This is a genomic window from Blattabacterium cuenoti (assembly GCF_014251335.1).
Lineage (GTDB): Bacteria > Bacteroidota > Bacteroidia > Flavobacteriales > Blattabacteriaceae > Blattabacterium > Blattabacterium cuenoti_G.
On sequence record NZ_CP059186.1, the window covers coordinates 32,962 to 56,523 of the forward strand.

Here is a 23,562-nt window from a genome sequence, read left to right on the forward strand (position 1 = left end):
ATCTTTGAAAATGAATAATGCTTTTTTCTATAAATTTCGTAATAAAAAAATTCTTATTTTATTTTTTTTATTGGGGTTATTTTTTTTTTATGTTTCTTATAAATATAAAGAAGAAATAAAAGAAAAAGTATCCACATTTTTTTTGAATAAAATAAGAAATCATTTAAATGATAAAATTACTATAAAACATGCCTCTATTAATTTTTTAGAAAAAGAATTTATTTTTTCTGATGTACAAATTCTAGATCATCATCATTTTTCTTTTATTCATTTATCTAAATGTAAAATCTCTATTGAGAATTTACTTTATTTTATTTTTATAAATTCGGAGCATTTAAGAATAAAAAACATTTTTATTGAAAATTCTTCTTTTTTTATAAAAAAATATATTAATGAAAAACAAAATAATATTTTAGTTTTTATAAAAAATATTTTGATTCATAAAAATGTAAATAAATTTAATATCAATTTCATTACCTGTTCAAAATTAATAATAAATAAATCTTATGTAAAATATCAGAATATAAATTCTGATAAAAAATTTAAACATTTTTTTTCCAGTTGTATAAAAAATGTTAGAATTGATAATAAAAAAATAAAAGCTTCTATTTTTTCTTTACAATCTAATAAAAGATTACTTAAAAAAAGTAAATCTCCTATTATAGAAAATCTATGTTGTGATTTAATATATGATTATCCCTCGAAACTTGAGGTTAACAATTTTTTAATAAAAACGTCTAACAGTTATCTAAAAGGATATTTTACTCTATTTCAAGATAAAAATACAGAAAATCAAATTCTTTTTCCGAAAATAAATATACAGTGCAAAATTTTTGAAGGATCAAAATTAGGTTCAGATTTAGGAATTTTTTTTTATAAAAAATGGGGTTTTTATTCTAAAATATTTATTAGAGGTTGTATTCATGGAAAATTTAATCATAAAGAAAAAATATTTTCTCTTTATAACGTTTCTATAAAAGATTCACAAGAGAACAAATTATCAGCGGATCAAATTCATATTTTTTATGCAAAAAAAAAATGGAAAGAAATCAAGTTTTTTAAAACTTTTATGCAATTGAATCCTTATAGCATGAAAAAAATAATTCCATATAATTTAGATTCCAAATCTAAATTTTTAAGATTTATTTTAAATTTCAAACAGTCTATTTTCTATAAAGGAGATTTAATCTTATCCTTATTTGATAATAAAAAAAATTTTAAAATAAAAGGAATAGTAAAAAATCGTTTTTTCGTAGCTAAAATATCAACTTATGTTGATTTTTCTAAAAATCAATATTCAGGAAGAATTTTTTTAGAAAAAAAGAAGAATATTTCTTATATACCATCAAAAATTCCGCTTTTCATATATAATACGTTATTGAATCTATATGTTATGGATTTTGAAGGAAATTTTTCTAAATTTTTTATCACACTATTATTCTCTCATTCAAAATATAAAATGCATTTTATAGGAAAAGTATTTTCAAATTTTAAAAAAATATATATTGATATATATAATAAAAACGAAACTAAAAAAAATATAAAAATAACATTTATTAATAATGAAAATCAATCTTTTCAAAAGATCAATATAAATATATATGATATGATTATTGGTCATATTTATGGATCTATAAAATGGGAAAATTTATTCCAAATTTCTTGTTTAAAAAATCCAAATAAAAAAGAAATAAAATATGCAAACTTTAATTTTTTAATCAAAAAATCTTTTTTTTATTTTATAAAACCAATAAAAAACAAAAATATATTTTCTGATATTCAAATTTCAGGAGAAAAAAAAGATAATGAATTTAAAATGATTTTTTACACAAAAACTATGCGATTAAATGATATTTTTCTGGAAAAATTATTTATAATGGTAAATTCTTCTTTAAAAGAAAAAATAAAAATTTATGCAGAAAAAATCATTTACAAAAATTTTTTTTCTAAAAAAATAAATATATCTGTTTTAAATACACAAAATTTTTGGATAATAAATTCTAAGTTTTTATTAAAATTAAAAAAACAAGAATATAAAGAACAGATACTGAATTTTTTTTGCAAAAAAGAAGAAAATTTTTTAATATGTTATCCTTTTCTTTCTAAATTAAATATCAATGGATATAACTGGTTTACTGATTACAATTATTATAAATCGGGAATTATTAAAATTGATTTTATCAATCAAAAATATATTGTTGACAATATTATTTTTTTATCTGAACAACAAAAAATCATTATTAATGCAAGTTTTATTAAAAACCAAAAAAAAATATTTCAATTTTACCTAAAAAATGTGCAATTAAAAAAAATCATTTTTAATAAAAATATAGATGGGATAGCAAATGGTTTTTTTTTATGTAAGAATATTTGTAATCAAATTGAACCTAATGTTAATATAATCATTCAAAACTTTTCAATTGGAAAAACTATTCTAGGCAATTTTTTCATTTATTCTTTTCAAAAAAAGAAAAATGATTATGAAATAAATGGTGTTATTAGAAAAAATTATCATGATGTTTTAAAAGTATTTGGAAATATTAAAAATAAATCACAAAATCAATCCGAATTTAATTTAAGTATAATCATTCAAAATTTTGGAATAGATAATTTTTCTTTTTTTTGGAAAAAAATGAATACTGAAGTAAAAGGAACTCTAACAGGAAAAATACAAGTTTTTGGTAATTTAAATAATCTTCAATATTTTGGAAAATTAGAGATTAACAAGTTTGGAATCAAAATAAACTCTACAAATACAAATTATGAGATCAAAAGTCCAGCTTATATAAATATTATTTCTGAATCCTGTTCATTATCTACTTCTTGTTTTGTAGATACTAAATATAATACAAAAGGATACATTAATGGAGTCTTTTCCCATAAAAACCTTATTCAATGGAATTTAATAAAATTATCTGTTAATACAAAAAATTTGCTTGTTTTAGACTCAGAGGAAAAACAAAATAATTTTTTATTTGGAAAGATATTTGCTAATGGAACAATTCAAATCATGAAAAATGAAAATAAAATTTGTATTTCTATGAAAAATGGAAAAATTATGAATTTTTCTCATTTATACATTAATCCTAAAAGACTGGAGTTACATAAAAAAAATAAATCTGAATTAAATAGGGATAAAAAAAAGGAAAAAGATAATTATTTTTTATCAATAGATGATATAATTATAAGTAAAAATACAAAAGTATCAATATTTTTAGATAAAAATCATTTTATTGAATTGAGAGGAGAAGGGACCCTTTTTATAAAAAAAACAAACAAAGATAATATACAAACCAGTGGTCAATATTTTGTAAAAGATGGATTATATCATCTATATAAAGATGAAAGAATTCCAATAAAACTAGAAAAAGAATTTAAAATAAAACCAGGAGGCTCTATTACCTGGAAAAATAACTTTTATCAATCAAATATTAATTTGATTGTTTATGATACTAAATATGTATACAACGTTATTGAATATATAGATTTTATAAAAAAAGAACATCATGAAAATATGATATTTACAGAATTAAGAATTAATATTTCTGGTAAAATACAAAAACCCAATATTAATATGGAAATTTTATTTCCTGAAAGTAATGAAAAAATCCAAAAAAAATTATCAGAAAAATTAAATTCTTTTGAGGAAAAAACAATGCAATTTGTTTCTGTTTTAATATTAGGGAAATTTTTATTAAAAACTGATATTATAAAAAATTTTTTATATTTTTCTATATATGGGATTATTTTGAAAAAATTAAAAAATATACTATCATACAGTAGTAAAATTAATCAATTGACAAATAATTATTCTATTTTATCAAATGCTAAAAATCATTGTCTGTATAGTTTATTTTTAAATGAAATAAAGAAAAAAGTGCAATGTTAATTAATTTTATTTTAAATAATAAAATATTGATATAAAAAATCAATAAATTATGAAATCATTGATATAATATCAAATTAAAGTATAATTATACTAACTGAAAAGAAATTATGAAATTTGTTATATATAGAATGAAAACTATAAAATATTGTTGAAAAACAATAATCTATTTCTTAAATAGAAAGTTTTGTATCTTGGTATTTTTAATACCTTTATTCAAAAAAATAAGACAAAATAAAAATATAAAACAATGATTCTAAGATATAATACAGACGAAATCGACAATACTATTGTCAGAAAATTAAACATAAATGCTAGAACTCCCTATACTGAAATCAGTAAACAAATCAGTAAAGAAATTAAACCATTATCTGTTGGAACAGTTCATGTCCGAGTAAAAAAATTAGAAGATGCAGGAATTATTAAGGGGAGCACCTTAATTATAGGATATGAGTCATTAGGGTTTCATTTAATAGCTTTTGTAGGTATATTATCGGATTCTCGTGAATCTAAATTAGTAAAAGAAGAATTAAAAAAAATTCCAAATATAGTACAACTATATATCACTTCAGGAAAATATAATCTGTTTTGTAGAATTATTGCTAGAGACCCTTCAGATGCAAGAGATGTTATATCTAAAATAGGAGAAATAAAAGGGGTACTCAGGACAGAGTCTACTATTTGTTTAGAAGAAAGTATAAATGATGAAAATAGATTGTTATCCAACATATTACAAAAACATCAAACATCTTATAAAAAAAAAACATGATTATAATAATATAACAATTGAGAATTATTATTATAATTTTCCATCATTTCAATATGAAACTTATTCTTTAAAAAAGAAAAAAAAATTCATCCTTCCCAAAAAATTGCAGAAGCTTCAATTTTTTAGGTAATGGCTAACTTCTTCAAGTTTTATAATAATAAAACTATTGCATATAGAATTCTAGTTTTAATTATTGCAATCTTATTATTGACATTTTTTTTCCCAAAAAAAGAGATTTTTAAATATAAATTTTCAGGGAAAACATGGTCTCACGGAGATTTATTTTCTCCATTTAATTTTTTAATTCTAAAAAATAGTAAAGATATAGATTTAGAAATTAAAGAATTAAAAAAAAATCAAGAAATATTTTGTATTAAAAATGAAAAAATAGTAAAAAATATAAAGAAAAAAATAAAAAAAATTTCATTTATACGAAGAAACAAACGTTACAATAACATTGTAAATAAAACAATTCATACGATATATAAATATGGATATATAGAAAATTATGATAATTTCACAAAAGAAAATAAAACTCACATATTCTTTTTAAAGAAAAACAAAAAGTGGATTCCAATTTTATACAATAAAATTTTTAATCATAGTAAAGTTAATAATATTATTGAAAATAATTTTAGAAATAAAAGTTATCATGTAAGGATTTTAAAAAAAATTCTAAGAAAAATCATTGTACCCAATTTTTTTTATAGCCAATATTACACTGATTTTTTTTTTCAAAAAAAAATCCAATCTATAAAAAAAATTAAATATTCCTTTATAAAAGGAGATAATATTATTAATAATAATGAGATTATCGATAAAAATAAATTTGAAATATTATCCCATTTCAAAAAAGAATATGAGAGTAAAATATGGAATAAAAAAAAATATTATTGTCTTGTTACAGGATATTTTTTCATAATCAGTATGATATTTACTCTATTTATATTATATATTTTTCACTTTGAAAAAAAAACATTTCATAATAACAGAGAAGTTAATTTTTTAATTATAAATATATTATTAGTATCATTAATTACCATTACAATTTTAAGATATCATTCTAAAATATTATATATAATTCCCTTTTGTATACTTCCCATAAGTATACAAGCTTTCTTCAATTTTAATTTGAGTATTTTTATTCATTTAATAACAATTTTATTATTATCCTTAATTACACCAAATAGTTTTGAATTTATTTTTCTTCAAATCACTGCAGGTTTTTTAGTAATGTTAACAAAAAAAAATATTTGCAAAATGGCAAATCTTTTTATTGCTGTATCAAAAATAATCATTACTTATGTTATTACTTTTATTTTACTCACTTTAATTCGCGAAGGGTCTTTAGAAAAAATTTCTTGGTATACTTTGTCTTTATTTTTTTTTAGTGGACTCTTAACTTTATTTGTTCATCCATTAATATTTCTTTTTGAAAAATTACTAAATTTAACTTCAGATATTTCATTATTAGAACTATCTGATCCCAATACTCCTATATTAAGATTGTTATCTCAAAAAGCTCCAGGGACTCTACAACATGTTCTAACAGTGGCAAATCTTGCAGAAGAAGCTGCTGTCGCAATTGGAGCTAATTCTCTATTAGTAAGAATAGGTGCAATTTATCATGATATAGGAAAAATTCAAAATTCTACATTTTTTACTGAAAATCAATATAATATTATTATTAATCCTCATGAAAAATTAAGTCCAAAAGAAAGTGCAAAAATTATTTTAGAACATGTATCAATAGGCGTTGAACTTGCAAGAAAATATCATTTACCTGATCCTGTTACTGATTTTATACGTACTCATCATGGAAATAGTATTGTTTATTTTTTTTATGAAAAACAAAAAAAAATATATCCCAATATAAAAGTGGACAAAAAACAATTTCAATATTCTGGTCCTAAACCATTTTCTAAAGAAACTGCTATTGTAATGATAGCTGATTCTGTAGAAGCAGCCTCAAAAAGCATTAAAAACCCATCTTCTAAAGATTTGGAAAGTTTAGTAGAAAATATAATAAAAAAACAAAAAATAGAAAATCAATTTTCCAATGCAGACATTACTTTAAAAGAAATAGAAAAAATTAAACAAGTCCTAAAAAAAAAATTAATAAATATTTATCACACTAGAATAGAATATCCTAACTATTAATTTTATATAAATAAAGAATGATTTGGTTATTTAATAGATCTATTTTAGATTTGTATTTTTTTGGAGAGTTGCCGGAGTGGTTAACGGAACAGTTTGCTAAACTGTCGGTATGAAAGTACCGCGTGGGTTCGAATCCCACATTCTCCGCAAACGGGGTATAGCGAAGTTTGGTAATCGCGCCTGGTTTGGGACCAGGAGATCGTAGGTTCAAATCCTGCTACCCCGATATTTACTTAACTGATTATGTGGGATCACGTAGCTCAAATGGATAGAGCAACTGCCTTCTAAGCAGTAGGTTACAGGTTCGAATCCTGTCGTGATCATTTTTTTCCTTCTAGGATTTCATCTATCATACCGTATTCTTTAGCCTCTATAGAAGTCATCCAGTAATCTCGATCTGAATCTTTTTCTATCTTTTCAATGGGTAACCCTGAATGTTTTGATATAATCTCATAAAGCTCTTTCTTTAACTTTAAAATCTCACGAACAGTAATTTCAATATCTGAAGCTTGACCTTGTGTCCCTCCTATAGGCTGATGAATCATAATTCTAGAATGTTTTAATGCAGATCTTTTATTTTTTACTCCTGCACAAAGCAATACAGCGGCCATAGATGCGGCCATTCCAGTGCAAATAGTAGCGATATCTGGTTCTACAATTTGCATTGTATCATATATTCCTAATCCAGCATAGACATCTCCTCCTGGAGAATTAATATATATTTGTATATCCTTAGTAGAATCTACAGATTGTAAAAACAATAACTGAGCTTGTACTATATTAGCCACTTGATCTTCTATTGGAGTTCCTAAAAAAATAACCCTATCCATCATTAAACGAGAAAAAACATCCATTTGAGCGACATTTAGTTTTCTTTCTTCAACAATATAAGGAGTCATGAACTTAATATATTCATTAATGGTTAAACTATTAATTCTCTTATGTTTTATGGCATATAGCATAAATTCTTCTGATTTTTTATGATAATCCATTTTTTTTATGTTGAAAATTTTATCAAAGTTACTTTCTTATATGTAACATTTTGCAAAAAAATTTATACATGCATAAAAAAAATGTAGAAATTAGAAACTTTTAATACTTAAAAAGTATTGACTTTGTACAAAAAATTAGCAATACAAACAGTTATCTACTCTATAGGATTCATATTTCCTAGAATCATTAATTATGCTTTTTTAAGATTCTTTACTGTATTTTTTAAACGAGAAGAATTTTCACTTTATACAGATATGTATGCATTAGCTTTTATAGCTATAGCATTTCTTTCTTTTGGATTAGAAAATACCTATTTTAGATTTTTATATAAAAAAAATTGTGATAAAGAAATTGTTTTTTCAACGGGAGTTATAACACAATTGTTGATTAGTTCTTTTTTTTTGATAATCTCTATACATTTAATAAAATATTTATCTTCCATGGCTGGATATCATAATCACCCAGAATATTTTTTCATGTTTTTTTTAATTATATTTTTCGATACAATTTGTATTCTTCCTATGGCTTGGCTTCGTGCAAATGACAAACCTTTACAGTATTCTGCAATAAATATTATAAATATTCTGATACAATCATTTCTAATAATATATTTATTTTTTTGTTATGATAATGTTTATGATAAACAAAATTGCTTTTTTTTTGTTTTTAAATGGATTAATTCTTTTACAGATAAAATAGGTTATATATTTTTTGCAAATATGATCTCTTCTTTAGGTAATTTATTTTTAATACTTCCTATTCTTTTAAAGAAAGTAACTATAAAAAAATTTAATAAAATTCTTGCTATGAATATGTTAAATTATGGTGTTCCTATTATGCTAGGAACTATAGCTTTTTCCATTAATGAGAATTTGGATAAAATTTTGATTAAAAGATGGATTTCAGATGAAATTAATGGATCTTATTCTGCTTGTTATAAAATAGCGTCTTTCATGAGTCTATATATTAGAATATTTAGATTAGGAATTGAACCTTTTTTTTTTAAAAAATCTAAGGATTCCGATGCTACATATTTTTATGAAGAAATCACTTATATATTTATTTTATTTGGATTAATTTTTTATGTATTAGTATGTGGAAATGTTAACATATTTATGAAATTTTTAATTGATAAAAAATACCATATTGCTATACCTATTATTCCTATAATAATGATGGGAAATCTTTTTTTGGGTGTTTACACTAATTTATCCATATTTTATAAAATTATAGATAAACCTATTATTGGAACTTATATCTCCTTAATCGGGGTATTCATCACTTTTTTATTTAATAGTATTTTTATTTTAATCTCTGATAATAGTTTTATGATTCCTGCTTGGGGAACTTTGACGTCTTATGGAGCTATGCTAATAGTTTTATATATTTGGGGGAAAAAACAATTTTTTCAATTTTGTGATAAAAAAATCAGAAATATTATCATACATTTTTTATTTGCACTTTTTATCGTTTTTATGATCAAAAAAAAAATGGAATTAAGCTTAATTTTACAATTTTTATATTTAATAATTATTTTTTTTTTAGAAAAAAAAAGATTGATTCATTTAATCAAATAAAAGTAAATTTTGCGAGTCTATCAATTAACTTTAATCGCTAATATCAAAAGATCTATTTCCATTAATTTTTTGGAAAGAAAATTGATTTCGACAGGTGTTTTTATTAAAATTTCGAAAAAACCTAAATGCTCTTTTCTTTTGATAAAAAAATTTATAGAATCTATTTGTATAGTTCATCTAACTGAAAATAAAAAATATACTTTTTATAAAGAGATTCAAATAATTGTGATTAACGTTTTTTTTAAAAAAATAATGATTGAACCTAATGACAGATTAGTGATCTTAGATCTTGTTAAAGATGTTGAAATAAAATGGAAAAAATGTTCTATTTTAAATTTAAGTATGAGAGGAAGTAATAGTTTTGGAAGCACTGGAATATAAAAAAAAATGATATGAAAATTATAATACCTATGGCGGGAAAAGGATCACGTCTTCTTCCTCATACATTAAATACCCCTAAACCACTGATATCTATTGCAGGAAAAACAATTTTGAGAAGGTTAGTGGAAAGTTTATCCAAACTTATTAAAGTTTTTTCCATTCAAGAAATTGTTTTTATTATAGGAAACTTTGGAAATACAATCGAAAAAAAATTAATAAAACTATCTCATGATATGAGTGTTAATCCTGTTATATATTATCAAATCATTCCTCTTGGAACTGCAGATGCATTGTTAAAAGCTAAAAACTCTTTAACAGGAGAACCAATTATTGTTGCTTTTTCTGATTCATTATTCTATCATAATTCTTTTGATCAAGAAATTACTCATCAAGCAGACAACATTATATGGACAAAAAAAGTTAAAAACCCTCATTTATTTGGCATTGTAAAATGTGATTCTTCTGGTATTATTACTCATTTTATAGAAAAACCAAATAATTATGTATCAAATATTGCAATTGTAGGACTTTATTATTTTAAAAATAGTTTTCTTTTAAAAAAAGAATTACAATCTATGTTAGATGATAATATCAAAAATAAAAAAGAATACCAGTTAACATGTGTTTTAGAAAATATGAGAAAAAAAGGAGAAAAATTTACTAGTAAACAAGTTAAAGAATGGATGGATTTTGGAAATAAAAAAAGAACTATTTATTCAAATTCAAAAATTTTATCCAGAGAATCCAAAAATTCGGAATTAATTCATAAAAAAGTTTTTATTAAAAATAGTTTAATTATAAAACCATGTTCAATAGAAGAAAATACAAATATTGAAAACAGTATTATAGGTCCTTACGTTTCAATTGGAAAATACACAAAAATAAAAAATAGCAATATCAAAAAATCTATAATTCAAGATTATACAACAGTTCAACACGCAAATTTAAATTATTCAATAATAGGAAGTCACTCTATATATATAGGAGAAAAATCGAAAAAGGTAAATTTAAGTGATTATTCTGTTTTCAAGTAAATCAAAAATTCATTATTTTTATTTTTTTTATATTTGATCAAAAATTCCATGTACATAGATTTCATTTTTATTTTTTCTATACTACTTGGGACTTTTGGGACCACAGAAATTGTGGTTATTGTCATTCTTGCACTTTTATTATTTGGAGGTAAAAAAATTCCAGAATTAATGAAAGGATTGGGAACGGGGTTGAAAGAATTCAAAAAAGCTTCTGAAACTGAAGAAGAAGATTCAAAACCTGAGAAATAAAAAATTTTTCTTTCATTTTATGTTTGTTTATTAGTACTTTTTTTTCTAAAATTTTAGAAATAAATCAAACTAATAAATAATGGGAACGACAACGATAAAAAATATTATGTTTTCTTTGTTCATATTAAAAAGTATGGTAATACAATCTGTATCAAAACCATTCTTAGAACAAAGAAATGTAATCAACTTTCATAAAAATGTTTATAATCCAAAATTAAATTTGAATAACATATATATAGAAAAATTATGGAAAAAAATGTTAGAAGGAAAGAAAAAATTTTTATCTGGAAAAAAGTTATCTCATAATAATAAAAAAAATATTGTTTTTATCAATATAACCCCCGAAGAATTAAGACTAAGACTAAATTTTCTGAATCAGAAATCTCAAATTAAAATACTAAAATACAATAGCATTGTACATGCTTCTGTTGAGAGTTATCTTCGTATGAGTAAATATATAGGAAAAATCATTTCATTATCAGATTTCTATTTTCCTATGTTTGAAGAAAAACTTGAAAATTATCGTCTTCCAAAAGAAATAAAATATTTAGCCATTATAGAGTCAAATTTAAATCCACTTGCTACTTCCAAGGCGGGAGCGAAAGGTATTTGGCAATTCATGCCTGAAACTGGAAAAATATATAATCTTAATATTAATAATATTTATGATGAAAGAAATGATCCGATTAAATCCACAGAAGCAGCTTGCCGATATTTTAGATTTCTATATAAAAAAATAGGAAATTGGGAATTGGTTTTAGCGGCTTACAATGCAGGGCCAGGAACTGTAGATAAAATATTGCAACGTAATAAAAATATGAAAGATTTTTGGAAATTATGGGAATTTTTTCCAAAAGAAACTCAGAATTATATTCCAAGATTTATTGCTATAAATTATGTAATGAATTATTATAAAGAACATAATATTTCTACACCCCATTTTTATCCTTACAAGTATAAATATAAAGAAACTGTATTAATTTCTATGAAAGAAAAAATTTCAGTGAAATTTTTTGCTGATAATCTTAATATACCTTATCAAGATTTAAGGATTCTTAATCCGCAATATCTTGTCGATCTTATTCCTATTGGTTATAAATTAAGACTACCAAAAAATAAGATTTTACTTTTTAAAAGTAAAGAAGGATTTTTTTCAAAAAAAAAACAAAATAGTTAACTATTAGACCTAAATAATGGAAACATATTATGTATTATGAGTAAAATTAATTTTTTGAATAAAAGTTTATTTTCAAAATTATGAACGAAAAAATTGAAAAAAAAAGAAAATCCTTACAACTCGTTTTGGAAAAAATGGATAAAATATATGGAAAAGGAACTGTGATGCAAATGGGAGATTCTCATTTAGAAAATTTAGAAATTATTTCTTCTGGATCTTTAAGTTTAGATATTGCTTTAGGTATAAAAGGGTATCCAAAAGGTCGTATTATTGAAATATTTGGACCGGAATCTTCCGGAAAAACTACTTTAGCTTTACATGCTATAACTCAATCTCAAAAATTAGGAGGTTTTGCTAGTTTCATAGATGCAGAACATGCTTTTGATCGTGTTTATGCTCAAAAAATAGGAGTAAATATAAAAGAATTAATAATATCTCAACCAGATAATGGAGAACAAGCACTTGAAATTGTGGATAATTTAATTAGATCTAGTGTTATTGATCTAATCGTTGTAGATTCTGTAGCGGCTTTAACCCCTAAAAGTGAAATAGAAGGAGAAATGGGAGACTCTAAAATAGGATTACAAGCAAGATTAATGTCTCAAGCTTTGAGAAAGCTAACTTCTAGTATAGGAAAATCTAAAAGCATACTGATATTTATTAATCAATTAAGAGAAAAAATAGGAATTTACGGAAACCCAGAAGTAACAACAGGAGGGAATGCTTTAAAATTTTATTCCTCAATACGATTAGACATACGTAGAGGAAATCAAATCAAAAACGGAGAAAAAATACTAGGAAACAGGACAAGAGTAAAAGTAGTGAAAAATAAGTTATCTCCTCCTTTTAGAAGTGCTGAATTTGACATTATATACGGAGAAGGAATTTCAAAAATAGGAGAAATTTTGGATATAGGTGTCGATTTAGGGATTATTAAAAAAAATGCATCTTGGTTTAGCTATAGAGATATTAAATTAGGTCAGGGAAGAGATTCTGTAAGAGAATTTTTAAAAGGAAGAGAAAATATCATAACTGAAATACAAAAAAATATATATAAAAATATATGAAAATTACTTTTTTGGGAACTGGAACTTCTCAGGGTATTCCTGTAATTGGATCTAAACATCCGGTATGTTTATCTAAAAATTCAAAAGATAAAAGACTTAGAAGTTCTATTCTAATTGAAAAAAATAAAACAAATTTTTTGATAGATTGTGGACCAGATTTTCGTTATCAAATGCTAAGAAGTAATTATAAAAAATTGAATGCTATTTTTATCACACATGAACATCAAGATCATATAGGAGGATTAGACGATATAAGACCAATGAATTATAATATGAATAAACCTATTCCTATTTATGGTTTACGTAGAGTTATAGAAAATTTAAAAAAAAGATTTTTTTATATATTTTCGGAAAATAAAAAATCAAATGTTTCAAAAGTTTCTGTCCATGAATTAGATAATTATACGAAATTTTTTTTCGTAGAAAATTACAAAATTTTTCCTTTGTCTATATGGCATGGACATCTTCCTATTTTAGGCTTTCGTATAGAAAATTTTGCGTATATCACAGATGCTAGCAGCGTTCCTATTCAAACAATACAAGAATTAAAAGGAATCAATATTTTGGTGTTAAATATACTAAGACAAATAGAAAAAAATACTTTTCCTTTTATGCTTTCTGAAACTTTGAATATCATTCAAAAAATTCGTCCTCTAAAAACTTATTTGACACATATTAGTCATACATTTGGATTTCACGAAGAAATTGAAAAAAAATTGCCTAAAAATGTATATCTAGCTTATGATAGATTAATTATATGTGAATAAATAAAAATTACAATTTTTCATGTAAGAATACAACACAAATAAGTAAATGCAAAGATTAAAAAATATCCTTTTTTCCACAAGAATCACCTCTTTCTTATTTTTATTGTTAGCATCATCTATGGCAATAGCTACTTTTATAGAAAAAAAATATTCTACAGATGTAGCAAAAATATTTATTTATGAATCCACCTGGTTTGAAGTTGTCATGCTATTGACCATAGTCAATCTAATAGGAAATATATGGAAATATAAATTATGGAATTATAATAAGTTCCCTTTGTTCATCTTTCATTTTTCATTTATATTCATTTTTATTGGTGGAATTTTCTCTAGGTATTCCAGTTTTGAAGGAACAATGTCTATAAGAGAGGGAGAAATAAATGGAAAGATTCTTTCTAGAAAAAATTACGTAAAATTAAAAATCACTCAAGGTTCTTCCACTAAATTTTATCATGATCCTTATATTTTTTCTTCTTGTCACAATAGATATAAAGGAAAATTTTTTTTTCAAGAAAATCCTTTGAAAATAAAAGTTATAGATTATGTCCCATGTGCAAAAATTATTTTATCAAAAGAAAAACATGAAGAAAAAGTTATAAAAATAATTTCCACAAATCAAAGAGAAAGAACAGAGCATTTTGTAAAAAATGGAAATATTATCAATGTAAATGGTATCTTATTTTCTTTTAATAAAAAAATCCCTTTTGGGATTATAATTTTTGAAAAAAATAATAAACTTTATATAAAATCATCTTTTTCTGGTAAAAGCATTAACATGGTAAATCAGAAAATAAATTTTTTATTAAAAAATCATGATATATTACTGAACAAAAGATGTTTATATCAAGTTAAAATTGATAAAAATAATGAAGTCATGCAATGGGTTATACCTGATGGAGTAGTAAAAGGAAAGTTAAAATATGTACAATCATGTAATGGGGAGGAAGAGAATAATAAGTTTAGCGCTATTACGGCAATAATATTTTTCCAAAATCAATCCAAATTAGTAACATTTTTAGGTGGAAAAAATGCATTAAATATGAGTGATCCTTTATTTTTTAAGGATTATAAAATATCTATTGGATATGGATCTATTTTTCGTCATCTTCCTTTTTTTTTAAAATTAAGAAAATTTAAAGTAGAAAATTATCCAGGTTCTGAATTTCCATCTACTTTTATGAGTTATGTAACATTAATAGATCAATATAAGAAAAAAAACTATTTGATTTATATGAATAATGTTTTGAACTATAAAGGATTTCGATTCTTTCAATCTGGATATGATCCAGATGGAAAAGGGACTCATTTTTCTGTTAATAATGATTATTTAGGTACATACTTTTCCTATATAGGTTATATTTTTATGACTATAGGAATGTTTATTACTTTATTTTGGAAAGGAACTCGATTTAGTTATCTTAAAAAAAAACTAAAATACTTGTCATATAGAAATTGTTTAATATTGTTTTTTATTTTTTCAGGCGCAAGTGTACATAATTTTGTGTTTTCTCAAATACACGAATTCAAAAAAATTCCCTTAGAAAGCGTTTTCGATGCTATTCATATTCCTAAAAAACATAGTGACAATTTTGGACGTTTATTAGTACAAGATAATAAAGGAAGAATTAAACCTATTAATACAATTGCTATTGAATTACTTAGAAAAATACATAAAAAAGATTCTATAGTAAGTTTAGATGCTAACCAATGGTTTATATCTATCCATCAAGATAATATATTTTGGACAAAAATTCCTTTTATTAAAGTTGATAAGAAAGGAGGAGATAAATTTTTAGACAAAATAAAAGCAAATCAACAATATTATGTTTCTCTTATGGATTTATATTTTATAGATTCAAGAACTTCAAAACTTAAGTTTGTTCTACAAGAAGATTATGAACGATCCTTCTCTAAAGACCCTATTCAAAGAAATGAATATGATAAAGCGATACTGAATCTTATCGAACGTGTAGGAATAATACATGAAATTTTTCAAGGAAAGTATATTCGTATTTTTCCTATACCTCATGATATCAATCATACTTGGTCCAGTTGGATTTCAGATTCAAATAAGTTAAACCCTTTAGGGTTATCTATGTTTAATAATTATCTTAAATCTTTATCATTTTCTCAAAATGAAAAAAATTGGAATATTTCTGATAATGAAGTTCAAAAAATACGACTGTATCAACGTAAGTATGGAAAATCAATTTTACCATCGGCAAGTAAAATATCTGCAGAAATTATTTATAATAAATTAAATATATTTTATGTATTATCTTTTCTTTATGCTTTCTTTGGAGTAATTATTATGATAAATTCTTTTTCTATAATTTTTTTAGAAAAAAAATACATGTATTTTTTTTCTAAAATATTTGTTTTCATTTTATTTGTTCTATTTATTTTTAATTTTTTTGGTTTAATTTCTAGATGGTATATTTCTGGACATGCTCCATGGACTAATGGATATGAATCTGCTATTTTCATTAGTTGGTGTTTAATCGGAATAGGTTTATTATTCTATAAAAATCAATTTGTTTCAGGAATTACAACTTTAGTCTCTTCCATTTTACTAATGATAGCACATGGAAATGCTATGGATCCAGAAATAACCAATTTGGTGCCAGTTTTAAAGTCTCATTGGTTAATTATACATGTAGCTACAATTACATCAAGTTATGGTTTCTTTTTAACAGGAGCATTTTTGGGATTTATAGTATTACTTTTTTTTATATTAAAGGTGTGTTTTCGTAATTATAGCGAAATGATTCATGTTCATATTGAAAAATTGACTATTATTAATGAAATATGTTTGACAATAGGACTTTTTTTATTAACCATAGGAACTTTTTTAGGTTCTGTTTGGGCAAATAATAGTTGGGGACGTTATTGGAGTTGGGACCCTAAGGAAACTTGGGCATTAATTAGCATAATGATTTATGCTTTTGTATTGCATCTTCGCTTAGTTCCATATTTAAGAAATATATTTATTTTTAATTTATCCAGTATATTATCAATAAGTTCTATTTTAATGACTTATTTTGGAGTAAATTATTATTTATCAGGGTTGCATTCTTATGCAAAAGGAAATCCTACTTCTGTTCCTTGGTGTATATATTATAGTTTGTTGATTTTGTTAATTATCACTATTTTATCTTATTATTCATTTAGATTTTACAAAAAAATTAATATAAATAAACAGTGAATTTTCATTCGTATTTTTTTAAAAAATATTTAAGGGAAAAAAAAAGCTCTTTGTTCAGAGATGCATTTGGAAATTTTCATTTTATAAAACGTTTTTTAATTTTTACTTTTGGTTGTATTTCTTATAATCGTTATAATGGATTCAATCAGTTGCATTTGGAAGGGACTGAATATATAAAAGATTTACCTGATAAAAAAGTTCTTTTTGTATCCAATCATCAAACTTATTTTGCAGATGTTTTTGCTATGTTTCATGTATTTTGTAGCGTGAAAAATGGTTTTGTTAATAGTATTAGAAATCCTATTTATCTTTTAAATCCTAAAGTTAATTTATATTATGTGGCGGCTAAAGAAACTATGAATCGAGGTTTTTTAACGAAACTATTTACTTATTCAGGAGGGATTACTGTAAAAAGAACTTGGATAGAAAGAAAAAAACAAACTAATCGTTCCTTAGATATGTTATCTGAAATTACTCGTATGGGAATTGCTCTTAATGATGGTTGGTTAATTACATTTCCACAAGGAACTACTCAAGCTTTTGCTCCTGGCCGAAGAGGAATAGTACACGTGATAAGAAAGTACAGTCCTATTGTTGTTCCCATTGTAATAGATGGATTTAAAAAAGCTTATGATAAAAAAGGAATTCGCATTAAAAAAAAAGGAGTTTTACAAAAAATGAAATTTAAAGAACCTATTCAATTAGATCTTGAAAAAGATACAACAGATTCTATCATGGAAAAAATTATGGATGCTATCGAACAATCTCCTAAATATAAATATAGAGGAGAATTTATAAATACAACATAATACATAAATGTTTTTTAAATAAAATAGTAATGAAATATAAGTTGATAAAGGATACTTTTCTCAGTTTTTTTCAAAAAAAAAGACATAAAATCATTCCTTCTTTTCCTATTTATTCAAGAAATGATCCCACACTTTTTTTTGTTAATGCAGGAATGAACCCTTTTAAAGACTATTTTTTAGGACATGTAATCCCTAAATACACGAGAATAGCAAATATTCAAAAATGTCTTAGAATAACTGGAAAACACAATGATTTAGAAAACGTAGGATATGACAATTATCATCATACTATGTTCGAAATGTTAGGAAATTGGTCTTTCGGAGATTATTCAAGAAAAGAAGCTATAGAATGGGCTTGGGAATTATTAATTAAAGTATATAATATTCCTAATCAAAATATTTATGTATCTGTTTTTGTTGGAGATAAAAAAGATGAATTATCCATGGATAAGGAAACTTTTAGATATTGGAAAACTTTAATTAACGAAAATAATATTCTCTTTTTTGGAAAAAAGGAAAATTTTTGGGAAATGGGATTAACAGGGCCTTGTGGGCCTTGTTCAGAGATTCATATAGATTTACGAAACGAAAAAGAAAAAAAAATATTACCTGGAAAATACCTTATAAATAAAAAACATCCTGAAGTAATAGAAATTTGGAATCTTGTTTTTATAGAATATATACGTAAATCAGATAGAACATTGGAAAAACTTTTAACAAAGCATGTAGATACAGGTATGGGATTAGAAAGATTATGTATGGTTTTGCAAGGAAAAATTTCTAGTTATGAAACTGATATTTTTTATCCTATTATTCAAGATATAAAAGATTATTTAGGAAATATTTATAATTCAGAAAATTTTCATCAAAAAGTATCTATAAGGATTATAGTAGATCATTTAAGAGCTATTGTTTTTTCTATTTTAGATGGCCAATTACCATCCAATAGTGGAGCAGGTTATGTGATAAGAAGAATACTCAGAAGAGCCATTATTTATGCCACTCGTTTTCTATATAAAAAGGAACCTTTTATTTATAAATTTGTAGATTCTTTAGTGATGGGAGGTATGAAAGACTTTTTTCCAGAATTAGAAAATAAAAAAAAACACATAGAAGATATTATTAAAGAAGAAGAACTCTCTTTTTTCAATGTTATTGAAAAAGGAAGTAAAAAAATTCAACATATAATTACAAGATATAAAGAAAAAAAAGAAAAAATTATTGATGGAGAAAAAATTTTTCAATTATATGATACTTATGGTTTTCCCATGAAATTATCTAAAATATTGGTTGAAAAAAATAATTTGTCCATTAATGAAAAATCATTTAGGAAAAAATTGTTAGAACAAAAAGAAAGATCTAAAAAAGAAAACAATTCAATCATAAAAAAAGACTGGATAAAAGTACATAATAACTTTCATAAAAGTTCAAATTTTGTAGGATATGATTTAACAGAATGTAATGTTATTATATTAAAATATAGAAAAATAGAAAATAAATTAAGTAAAATACATTATTATGAATTAGTTTTTTATAAAACTCCTTTTTATCCTGAAGGTGGAGGACAACTAGGAGATACAGGAATTTTAAAAAACAAAGTTGAAAAAATTGACGTTTTTGATACTAAAAGAGAAAATTCGATTATTATACATTGTGTTCAAAAATTACCTTTAGATGTTTTTTCTTCTTTTAAGGCTATAGTCAATCAAAATAGAAGAATAGAAATAGAAAAAAATCATACTTCTACTCATTTATTACATTTCGCTTTGAAACAAATTCTAGGAGATCATATTCAGCAAAAAGGTTCTTATGTAGGAAACGATTATCTAAGATTTGATTTTTCTCATTATAAAAAAATAACTATTCAAGAGTTGCATCAGATAGAAAATTTAGTTCAAGAATTAATTTTTTCTGATCTTTTATTAAAAGAAAAAACGTTTAATTCTTTACAAGAAGCTAAAAAAAATGCTTCTTTTAGTGAAATATTTGAAAATAAATATCAACAAGAAGTTCGAGTTGTTACCTTTGGAGGGTCTTCTGAGTTATGCATTGGAACACATGTTAAACGTACTGGATTAATTCAAGTTTTCGATATATTATCAGAATCTTCTGTTTCGCATGGAATACGTAGAATTAAGGCTCTAACTTCGAAAAGAGCAATTCAACATTTGAAATCTATTCGTAATGAGTATTTATCTTTAAAAAAAATGATGAAATGTACAGAGTCTCCTATAAAAAGTTTTTCAACTTTGCAGAATTCTAATGAAAAATTAAAACAAGAAATATCAAATATTAATTTACAGAAAATCAGAATATTAAAACAAGAATATTTTTCTAAAATAATACATCTATCTTCTATAAATATAAAATACATATGTGACATTGATGCTTATCAAGAAAAAGAAATAGATATTATGAGAAAAATTGTCTTAGATTTAAAACGTGAAATTCATAATTTATTTATGATTATAGGATTTGTGAAAAATGAAAAAGTAATTATTTTTATATCTATTTCTGATTTTGTTATTAAAAATCATGATCTTCATGCTCATAAAATAATATGTGAAATGGCCCCTAATATACACGGGAAATATTGGGGGAACTCTTCTTTTTCTACAGCTATGGGGACTAATAAGAATGGATTGAATTTAGTTTTAAAAGATGCAATAGCATATCAAAATCATTTACAAATAAAAAAAAATAATAAACTTTGATAGATATTTAAAATGTTTAAATTTGAAGTAAAAAACAGTATATGAATGATAGATATTCTTTTCTAAATGCCATTCATTTTAAAAATATAGAATTTTTATATAATAAATATAAAGAAAATCCTAATTCAATAGAATCAAGTTGGAGTGCATTTTTTAATGGATTTGATTTTGGAAAAGAAAACTATAAAAATATCATAAAGTCAGATAATGATATTATCCAAAAAGAATTTTTCGTATATAATTTGATTCATGCTTATAGAAAAAGAGGACATTTTTTCACGAAAACAAATCCCATACGTAAGAGAAGAAAACATATTCCTTTTTTAGATTTGAAAAATTTTGGATTATCGGAAAAAGAATTAGATACATATTTTGAAGTTGGAAAATTAATAGGTGCAGGAAAAACATCATTAAGAAATATAATTAATCAACTAAAAAAAATATATTGTGGATCTATAGGAATAGAATATATGTATATTTCGGATCCTGAAAAAATTCAATGGATTGAAAAATGGTTCCACAAAGAAAAATTGCAATTTTCTTCTGAAGAAAAAAAATTTTTTTTGAAAAAATTAAATCAAGCAGTGACATTTGAAAATTTTATTCATACCAAATTCGTAGGTCAAAAAAGATTTTCTATAGAAGGAAATGAGTCCACGTTACCTGCATTGGAAGAAATGATAGAATATACATCCGATAGATATCTTACTGAAGATTTTATAATTGGAATGTCACATAGAGGTCGTTTAAATATACTTTCTAATTTTTTTCACAAAAATTATTCTCAAGTATTTAGTGAGTTTCAAGGAAAAGAATATAAAGAAAAAACTTTTTCTGGTGATGTTAAGTATCATTTAGGATTTTCAAAAATAAAAAAGACTCGTAAAGGTCGATATATAAAAATGAACTTGGTTCCTAATCCTTCTCATTTAGAATCTGTAGATGCTATTGTAGAAGGAATTACACGTGCTAAAATAGATATTCTATATAATCAAAATAGTAATTCGGAAAAAATTCTTCCTATTTTAATTCATGGAGATGCTGCATTGTCCGGTCAAGGGATTGTATATGAAGTTCTGCAATTATCTCAATTAAAAGGATATCAAACGGGGGGAACTATTCATATTGTAATTAATAATCAAATAGGGTTTACTACTAATTATACTGAAGGTCGCTCTAGTATATACTGTACTGATATAGCCAAAACTCTTATGTTACCAGTATTACATGTTAACGCAGATGATGTGGAATCTGTTATTCGAGCTATTTATTTTGCTATAGACTTTAGAATGCGTTATCATGAAGACATTTTTATAGATTTATTGGGATATAGAAAATATGGACATAATGAAGGAGACGAACCTCGATTCACTCAACCTTCTTTATATAAAGAAATTTACAAACATCCTAACTCTTACAATTTATACAAAAAAAAATTGGAAAAAGAAAAAATTATTGATAATAATGATATAAAAAATATGGAAAAAGAATATGAAAATATTCTTAACGTAAAATATCACGAAGCAAATAATATTAAATGGAACGTATTGAATTCATTTTTAGAAGAAGAGTGGAAAAATTTTCCTATAGTATCTGATAATGAAACAATTTTTAAAAAAGTAGATACACGATTTTCTGCCGAAAAAATAATAAAAATATCTAATCAAATTTTTTCTCTTCCAAAAGAGAAAAAATTCTTTAAAAAAACGAAATTTATTTTTCAACAAAGATTAGAAATGATTAGAAAAGAATTAGTGGATTGGAGTATGGCTGAATTGTTAGCTTATGGAACTCTTTTGTATGAAGGAATTCATATTCGTTTATCAGGAGAAGATGTAGCAAGAGGGACTTTTTCTCAACGTCATGCTGTTGTTAAAACAGAAGAAGAGGAAGAAATTATTCTTCTTAATCAAATATGTACAAAACAAGGAAAAATACAAATTTTTAATTCTCCTCTTTCAGAATATGGAGTTTTGGGGTTTGATTATGGATATGCTATGTATTCTCCTCATGTTTTAACTTTGTGGGAGGCTCAGTTTGGAGATTTTGTAAATGGGGGACAAATCATAATAGATCAATATATTTCTTCCGGAGAAAATAAATGGAAAATTAGAAATGGAATTGTATTATTGTTGCCTCATGGATATGAGGGCCAAGGTCCAGAACATTCTTCTGCTCGTATTGAACGTTATTTACAACTTTGTGCTAATAATAATTTATTTGTAGTTAATTGTACTACTCCTGCTAATTTTTATCATCTTATAAGAAGACAAATGAAATTAAAATATCGAAAACCTCTTATAATCTTTACTCCTAAAAGTTTGCTTAGAAATACGAAGTGTTTATCTACAATAGAAGATCTTGCTACAGGAATATTTCAGGAAATATTGGATGATCCTTATGTGAAAGACGTAAAAAAAATTACAAAATTAATTTTTTGTTCTGGTAAAGTCTATTATGAATTACTAAATAAGAAAGAATACATTCAAGATGAAAAAACTGCATTAATTCGTATAGAACAAATTTATCCATTAAAAATGGAAACAATCAAGAAGCTTCTAGACAAATATGAAAATAAAAAAGAAATTTTTTGGGTACAAGAAGAACCAGAAAATATGGGATTATGGAGTTTTATTTTAAGAAAATTAGGAAATTTTATCCCATTCAATTTAATAGCTCCATCTGAAAGTTCTAGCCCGTCTACAGGATCTTATCCTGACTTCTTAAGAATTCAAAATAAAATATTAAAAAAAGCTTTTCTTTAATTAAAATTT

15 protein-coding genes and 3 tRNA genes are annotated in these 23,562 nt (G+C 23.8%); 17 read left to right on the plus strand and 1 reads right to left on the minus strand.

The window, feature by feature from the left end; all coding sequences use genetic code 11:
• Positions 1–10 precede the first annotated feature (10 nt).
• The 6 genes from H0H73_RS00135 (at position 11) to H0H73_RS00160 (ending at position 7,138) form a co-directional block, all read left to right on the plus strand.
• Positions 11–3,889, plus strand: coding sequence for a translocation/assembly module TamB domain-containing protein (locus H0H73_RS00135; protein ID WP_185852173.1), 3,879 nt, complete (start codon positions 11–13; stop codon positions 3,887–3,889).
• Between the two features lie 247 nt (positions 3,890–4,136).
• The gene (locus H0H73_RS00140; RefSeq protein WP_185852174.1) at positions 4,137–4,655 is read left to right on the plus strand and encodes an Lrp/AsnC family transcriptional regulator; all 519 of its coding nucleotides are present in this window, start codon (positions 4,137–4,139) and stop codon (positions 4,653–4,655) included.
• 129 nt (positions 4,656–4,784) lie between these two features.
• Positions 4,785–6,815, plus strand: coding sequence for an HD family phosphohydrolase (locus tag H0H73_RS00145; RefSeq protein WP_185852175.1), 2,031 nt, complete (start codon positions 4,785–4,787; stop codon positions 6,813–6,815).
• A 62-nt stretch (positions 6,816–6,877) separates the two neighbouring features.
• Positions 6,878–6,962, plus strand: a tRNA-Ser gene (locus tag H0H73_RS00150).
• Between the two features lie 4 nt (positions 6,963–6,966).
• Positions 6,967–7,041 (plus strand) — tRNA-Pro (locus tag H0H73_RS00155).
• A gap of 23 nt (positions 7,042–7,064) precedes the next feature.
• Positions 7,065–7,138: transfer RNA gene (locus H0H73_RS00160), tRNA-Arg, on the plus strand.
• Here the strand turns inward: H0H73_RS00160 and clpP are convergent.
• Positions 7,136–7,807 carry an ATP-dependent Clp endopeptidase proteolytic subunit ClpP gene (gene clpP / locus H0H73_RS00165; RefSeq protein ID WP_185852176.1) on the minus strand — a complete coding sequence of 224 codons (672 nt, stop codon included), beginning with the start codon at positions 7,805–7,807 and terminating at the stop codon, positions 7,136–7,138. The two genes, H0H73_RS00160 and clpP, sit on opposite strands and share 3 nt — an antisense overlap.
• 117 nt (positions 7,808–7,924) lie before the next feature.
• Between clpP and H0H73_RS00170 the strand changes: the two genes are divergently transcribed.
• The 11 genes from H0H73_RS00170 to H0H73_RS00220 all read left to right on the plus strand — a co-directional run bounded on the left by H0H73_RS00170 (position 7,925) and on the right by H0H73_RS00220 (position 23,553).
• Positions 7,925–9,385 carry a lipopolysaccharide biosynthesis protein gene (locus H0H73_RS00170; RefSeq protein ID WP_394798678.1) on the plus strand — a complete coding sequence of 487 codons (1,461 nt, stop codon included), beginning with the start codon at positions 7,925–7,927 and terminating at the stop codon, positions 9,383–9,385.
• Positions 9,386–9,394: 9 nt separating this feature from the next.
• Positions 9,395–9,766: a dCTP deaminase/dUTPase family protein gene (locus H0H73_RS00175; protein WP_185852178.1), complete on the plus strand. Its 372-nt coding sequence runs from the start codon at positions 9,395–9,397 to the stop codon at positions 9,764–9,766.
• Positions 9,767–9,777: 11 nt separating this feature from the next.
• Complete coding sequence (locus H0H73_RS00180; RefSeq protein ID WP_185852179.1) at positions 9,778–10,800, plus strand: sugar phosphate nucleotidyltransferase; 1,023 nt, start codon at positions 9,778–9,780, stop codon at positions 10,798–10,800.
• Positions 10,801–10,848: 48 nt separating this feature from the next.
• Positions 10,849–11,049, plus strand: coding sequence for a Sec-independent protein translocase subunit TatA/TatB (locus H0H73_RS00185; protein WP_185852180.1), 201 nt, complete (start codon positions 10,849–10,851; stop codon positions 11,047–11,049).
• 79 nt (positions 11,050–11,128) lie between these two features.
• Entirely contained in the window at positions 11,129–12,226 is a 1,098-nt protein-coding gene (locus tag H0H73_RS00190) for a lytic transglycosylase domain-containing protein (RefSeq protein WP_185852181.1), read from the plus strand.
• A gap of 80 nt (positions 12,227–12,306) precedes the next feature.
• The gene (gene recA, locus H0H73_RS00195; protein ID WP_185852182.1) at positions 12,307–13,293 is read left to right on the plus strand and encodes a recombinase RecA; all 987 of its coding nucleotides are present in this window, start codon (positions 12,307–12,309) and stop codon (positions 13,291–13,293) included.
• Complete coding sequence (locus H0H73_RS00200) at positions 13,290–14,060, plus strand: MBL fold metallo-hydrolase (RefSeq protein WP_185852183.1); 771 nt, start codon at positions 13,290–13,292, stop codon at positions 14,058–14,060. The genes recA and H0H73_RS00200 overlap by 4 nt, the downstream gene beginning before the upstream one ends.
• A gap of 46 nt (positions 14,061–14,106) precedes the next feature.
• A complete protein-coding gene (gene ccsA / locus H0H73_RS00205; RefSeq protein WP_185852184.1) occupies positions 14,107–17,265 on the plus strand; it encodes a cytochrome c biogenesis protein in 3,159 nt (1,052 codons plus the stop codon).
• Complete coding sequence (locus H0H73_RS00210) at positions 17,262–18,074, plus strand: lysophospholipid acyltransferase family protein (protein WP_185852185.1); 813 nt, start codon at positions 17,262–17,264, stop codon at positions 18,072–18,074. Before ccsA ends, H0H73_RS00210 begins: the two co-directional genes overlap by 4 nt.
• 29 nt (positions 18,075–18,103) lie before the next feature.
• Complete coding sequence (gene alaS / locus H0H73_RS00215) at positions 18,104–20,788, plus strand: alanine--tRNA ligase (RefSeq protein WP_185852186.1); 2,685 nt, start codon at positions 18,104–18,106, stop codon at positions 20,786–20,788.
• 41 nt (positions 20,789–20,829) lie between these two features.
• Entirely contained in the window at positions 20,830–23,553 is a 2,724-nt protein-coding gene (locus H0H73_RS00220) for a 2-oxoglutarate dehydrogenase E1 component (protein WP_185852187.1), read from the plus strand.
• Positions 23,554–23,562: the final 9 nt, after the last annotated feature.

What these genes read in the sequence shown, in the direction of transcription:
- H0H73_RS00135 (WP_185852173.1), top strand. Translation starts at nt 11, where the DNA reads ATGAATAATGCTTTTTTCTATAAATTTCGTAATAAAAAAATTCTTATT.
- H0H73_RS00140 (WP_185852174.1), top strand. Translation starts at nt 4,137, where the DNA reads ATGATTCTAAGATATAATACAGACGAAATCGACAATACTATTGTCAGA.
- H0H73_RS00145 (WP_185852175.1), top strand. Translation starts at nt 4,785, where the DNA reads ATGGCTAACTTCTTCAAGTTTTATAATAATAAAACTATTGCATATAGA.
- clpP (WP_185852176.1), bottom strand. Translation starts at nt 7,807, where the DNA reads ATGGATTATCATAAAAAATCAGAAGAATTTATGCTATATGCCATAAAA.
- H0H73_RS00180 (WP_185852179.1), top strand. Translation starts at nt 9,778, where the DNA reads ATGAAAATTATAATACCTATGGCGGGAAAAGGATCACGTCTTCTTCCT.
- H0H73_RS00185 (WP_185852180.1), top strand. Translation starts at nt 10,849, where the DNA reads ATGTACATAGATTTCATTTTTATTTTTTCTATACTACTTGGGACTTTT.
- H0H73_RS00190 (WP_185852181.1), top strand. Translation starts at nt 11,129, where the DNA reads ATGGGAACGACAACGATAAAAAATATTATGTTTTCTTTGTTCATATTA.
- recA (WP_185852182.1), top strand. Translation starts at nt 12,307, where the DNA reads ATGAACGAAAAAATTGAAAAAAAAAGAAAATCCTTACAACTCGTTTTG.
- H0H73_RS00200 (WP_185852183.1), top strand. Translation starts at nt 13,290, where the DNA reads ATGAAAATTACTTTTTTGGGAACTGGAACTTCTCAGGGTATTCCTGTA.
- ccsA (WP_185852184.1), top strand. Translation starts at nt 14,107, where the DNA reads ATGCAAAGATTAAAAAATATCCTTTTTTCCACAAGAATCACCTCTTTC.
- alaS (WP_185852186.1), top strand. Translation starts at nt 18,104, where the DNA reads ATGAAATATAAGTTGATAAAGGATACTTTTCTCAGTTTTTTTCAAAAA.
- H0H73_RS00220 (WP_185852187.1), top strand. Translation starts at nt 20,830, where the DNA reads ATGAATGATAGATATTCTTTTCTAAATGCCATTCATTTTAAAAATATA.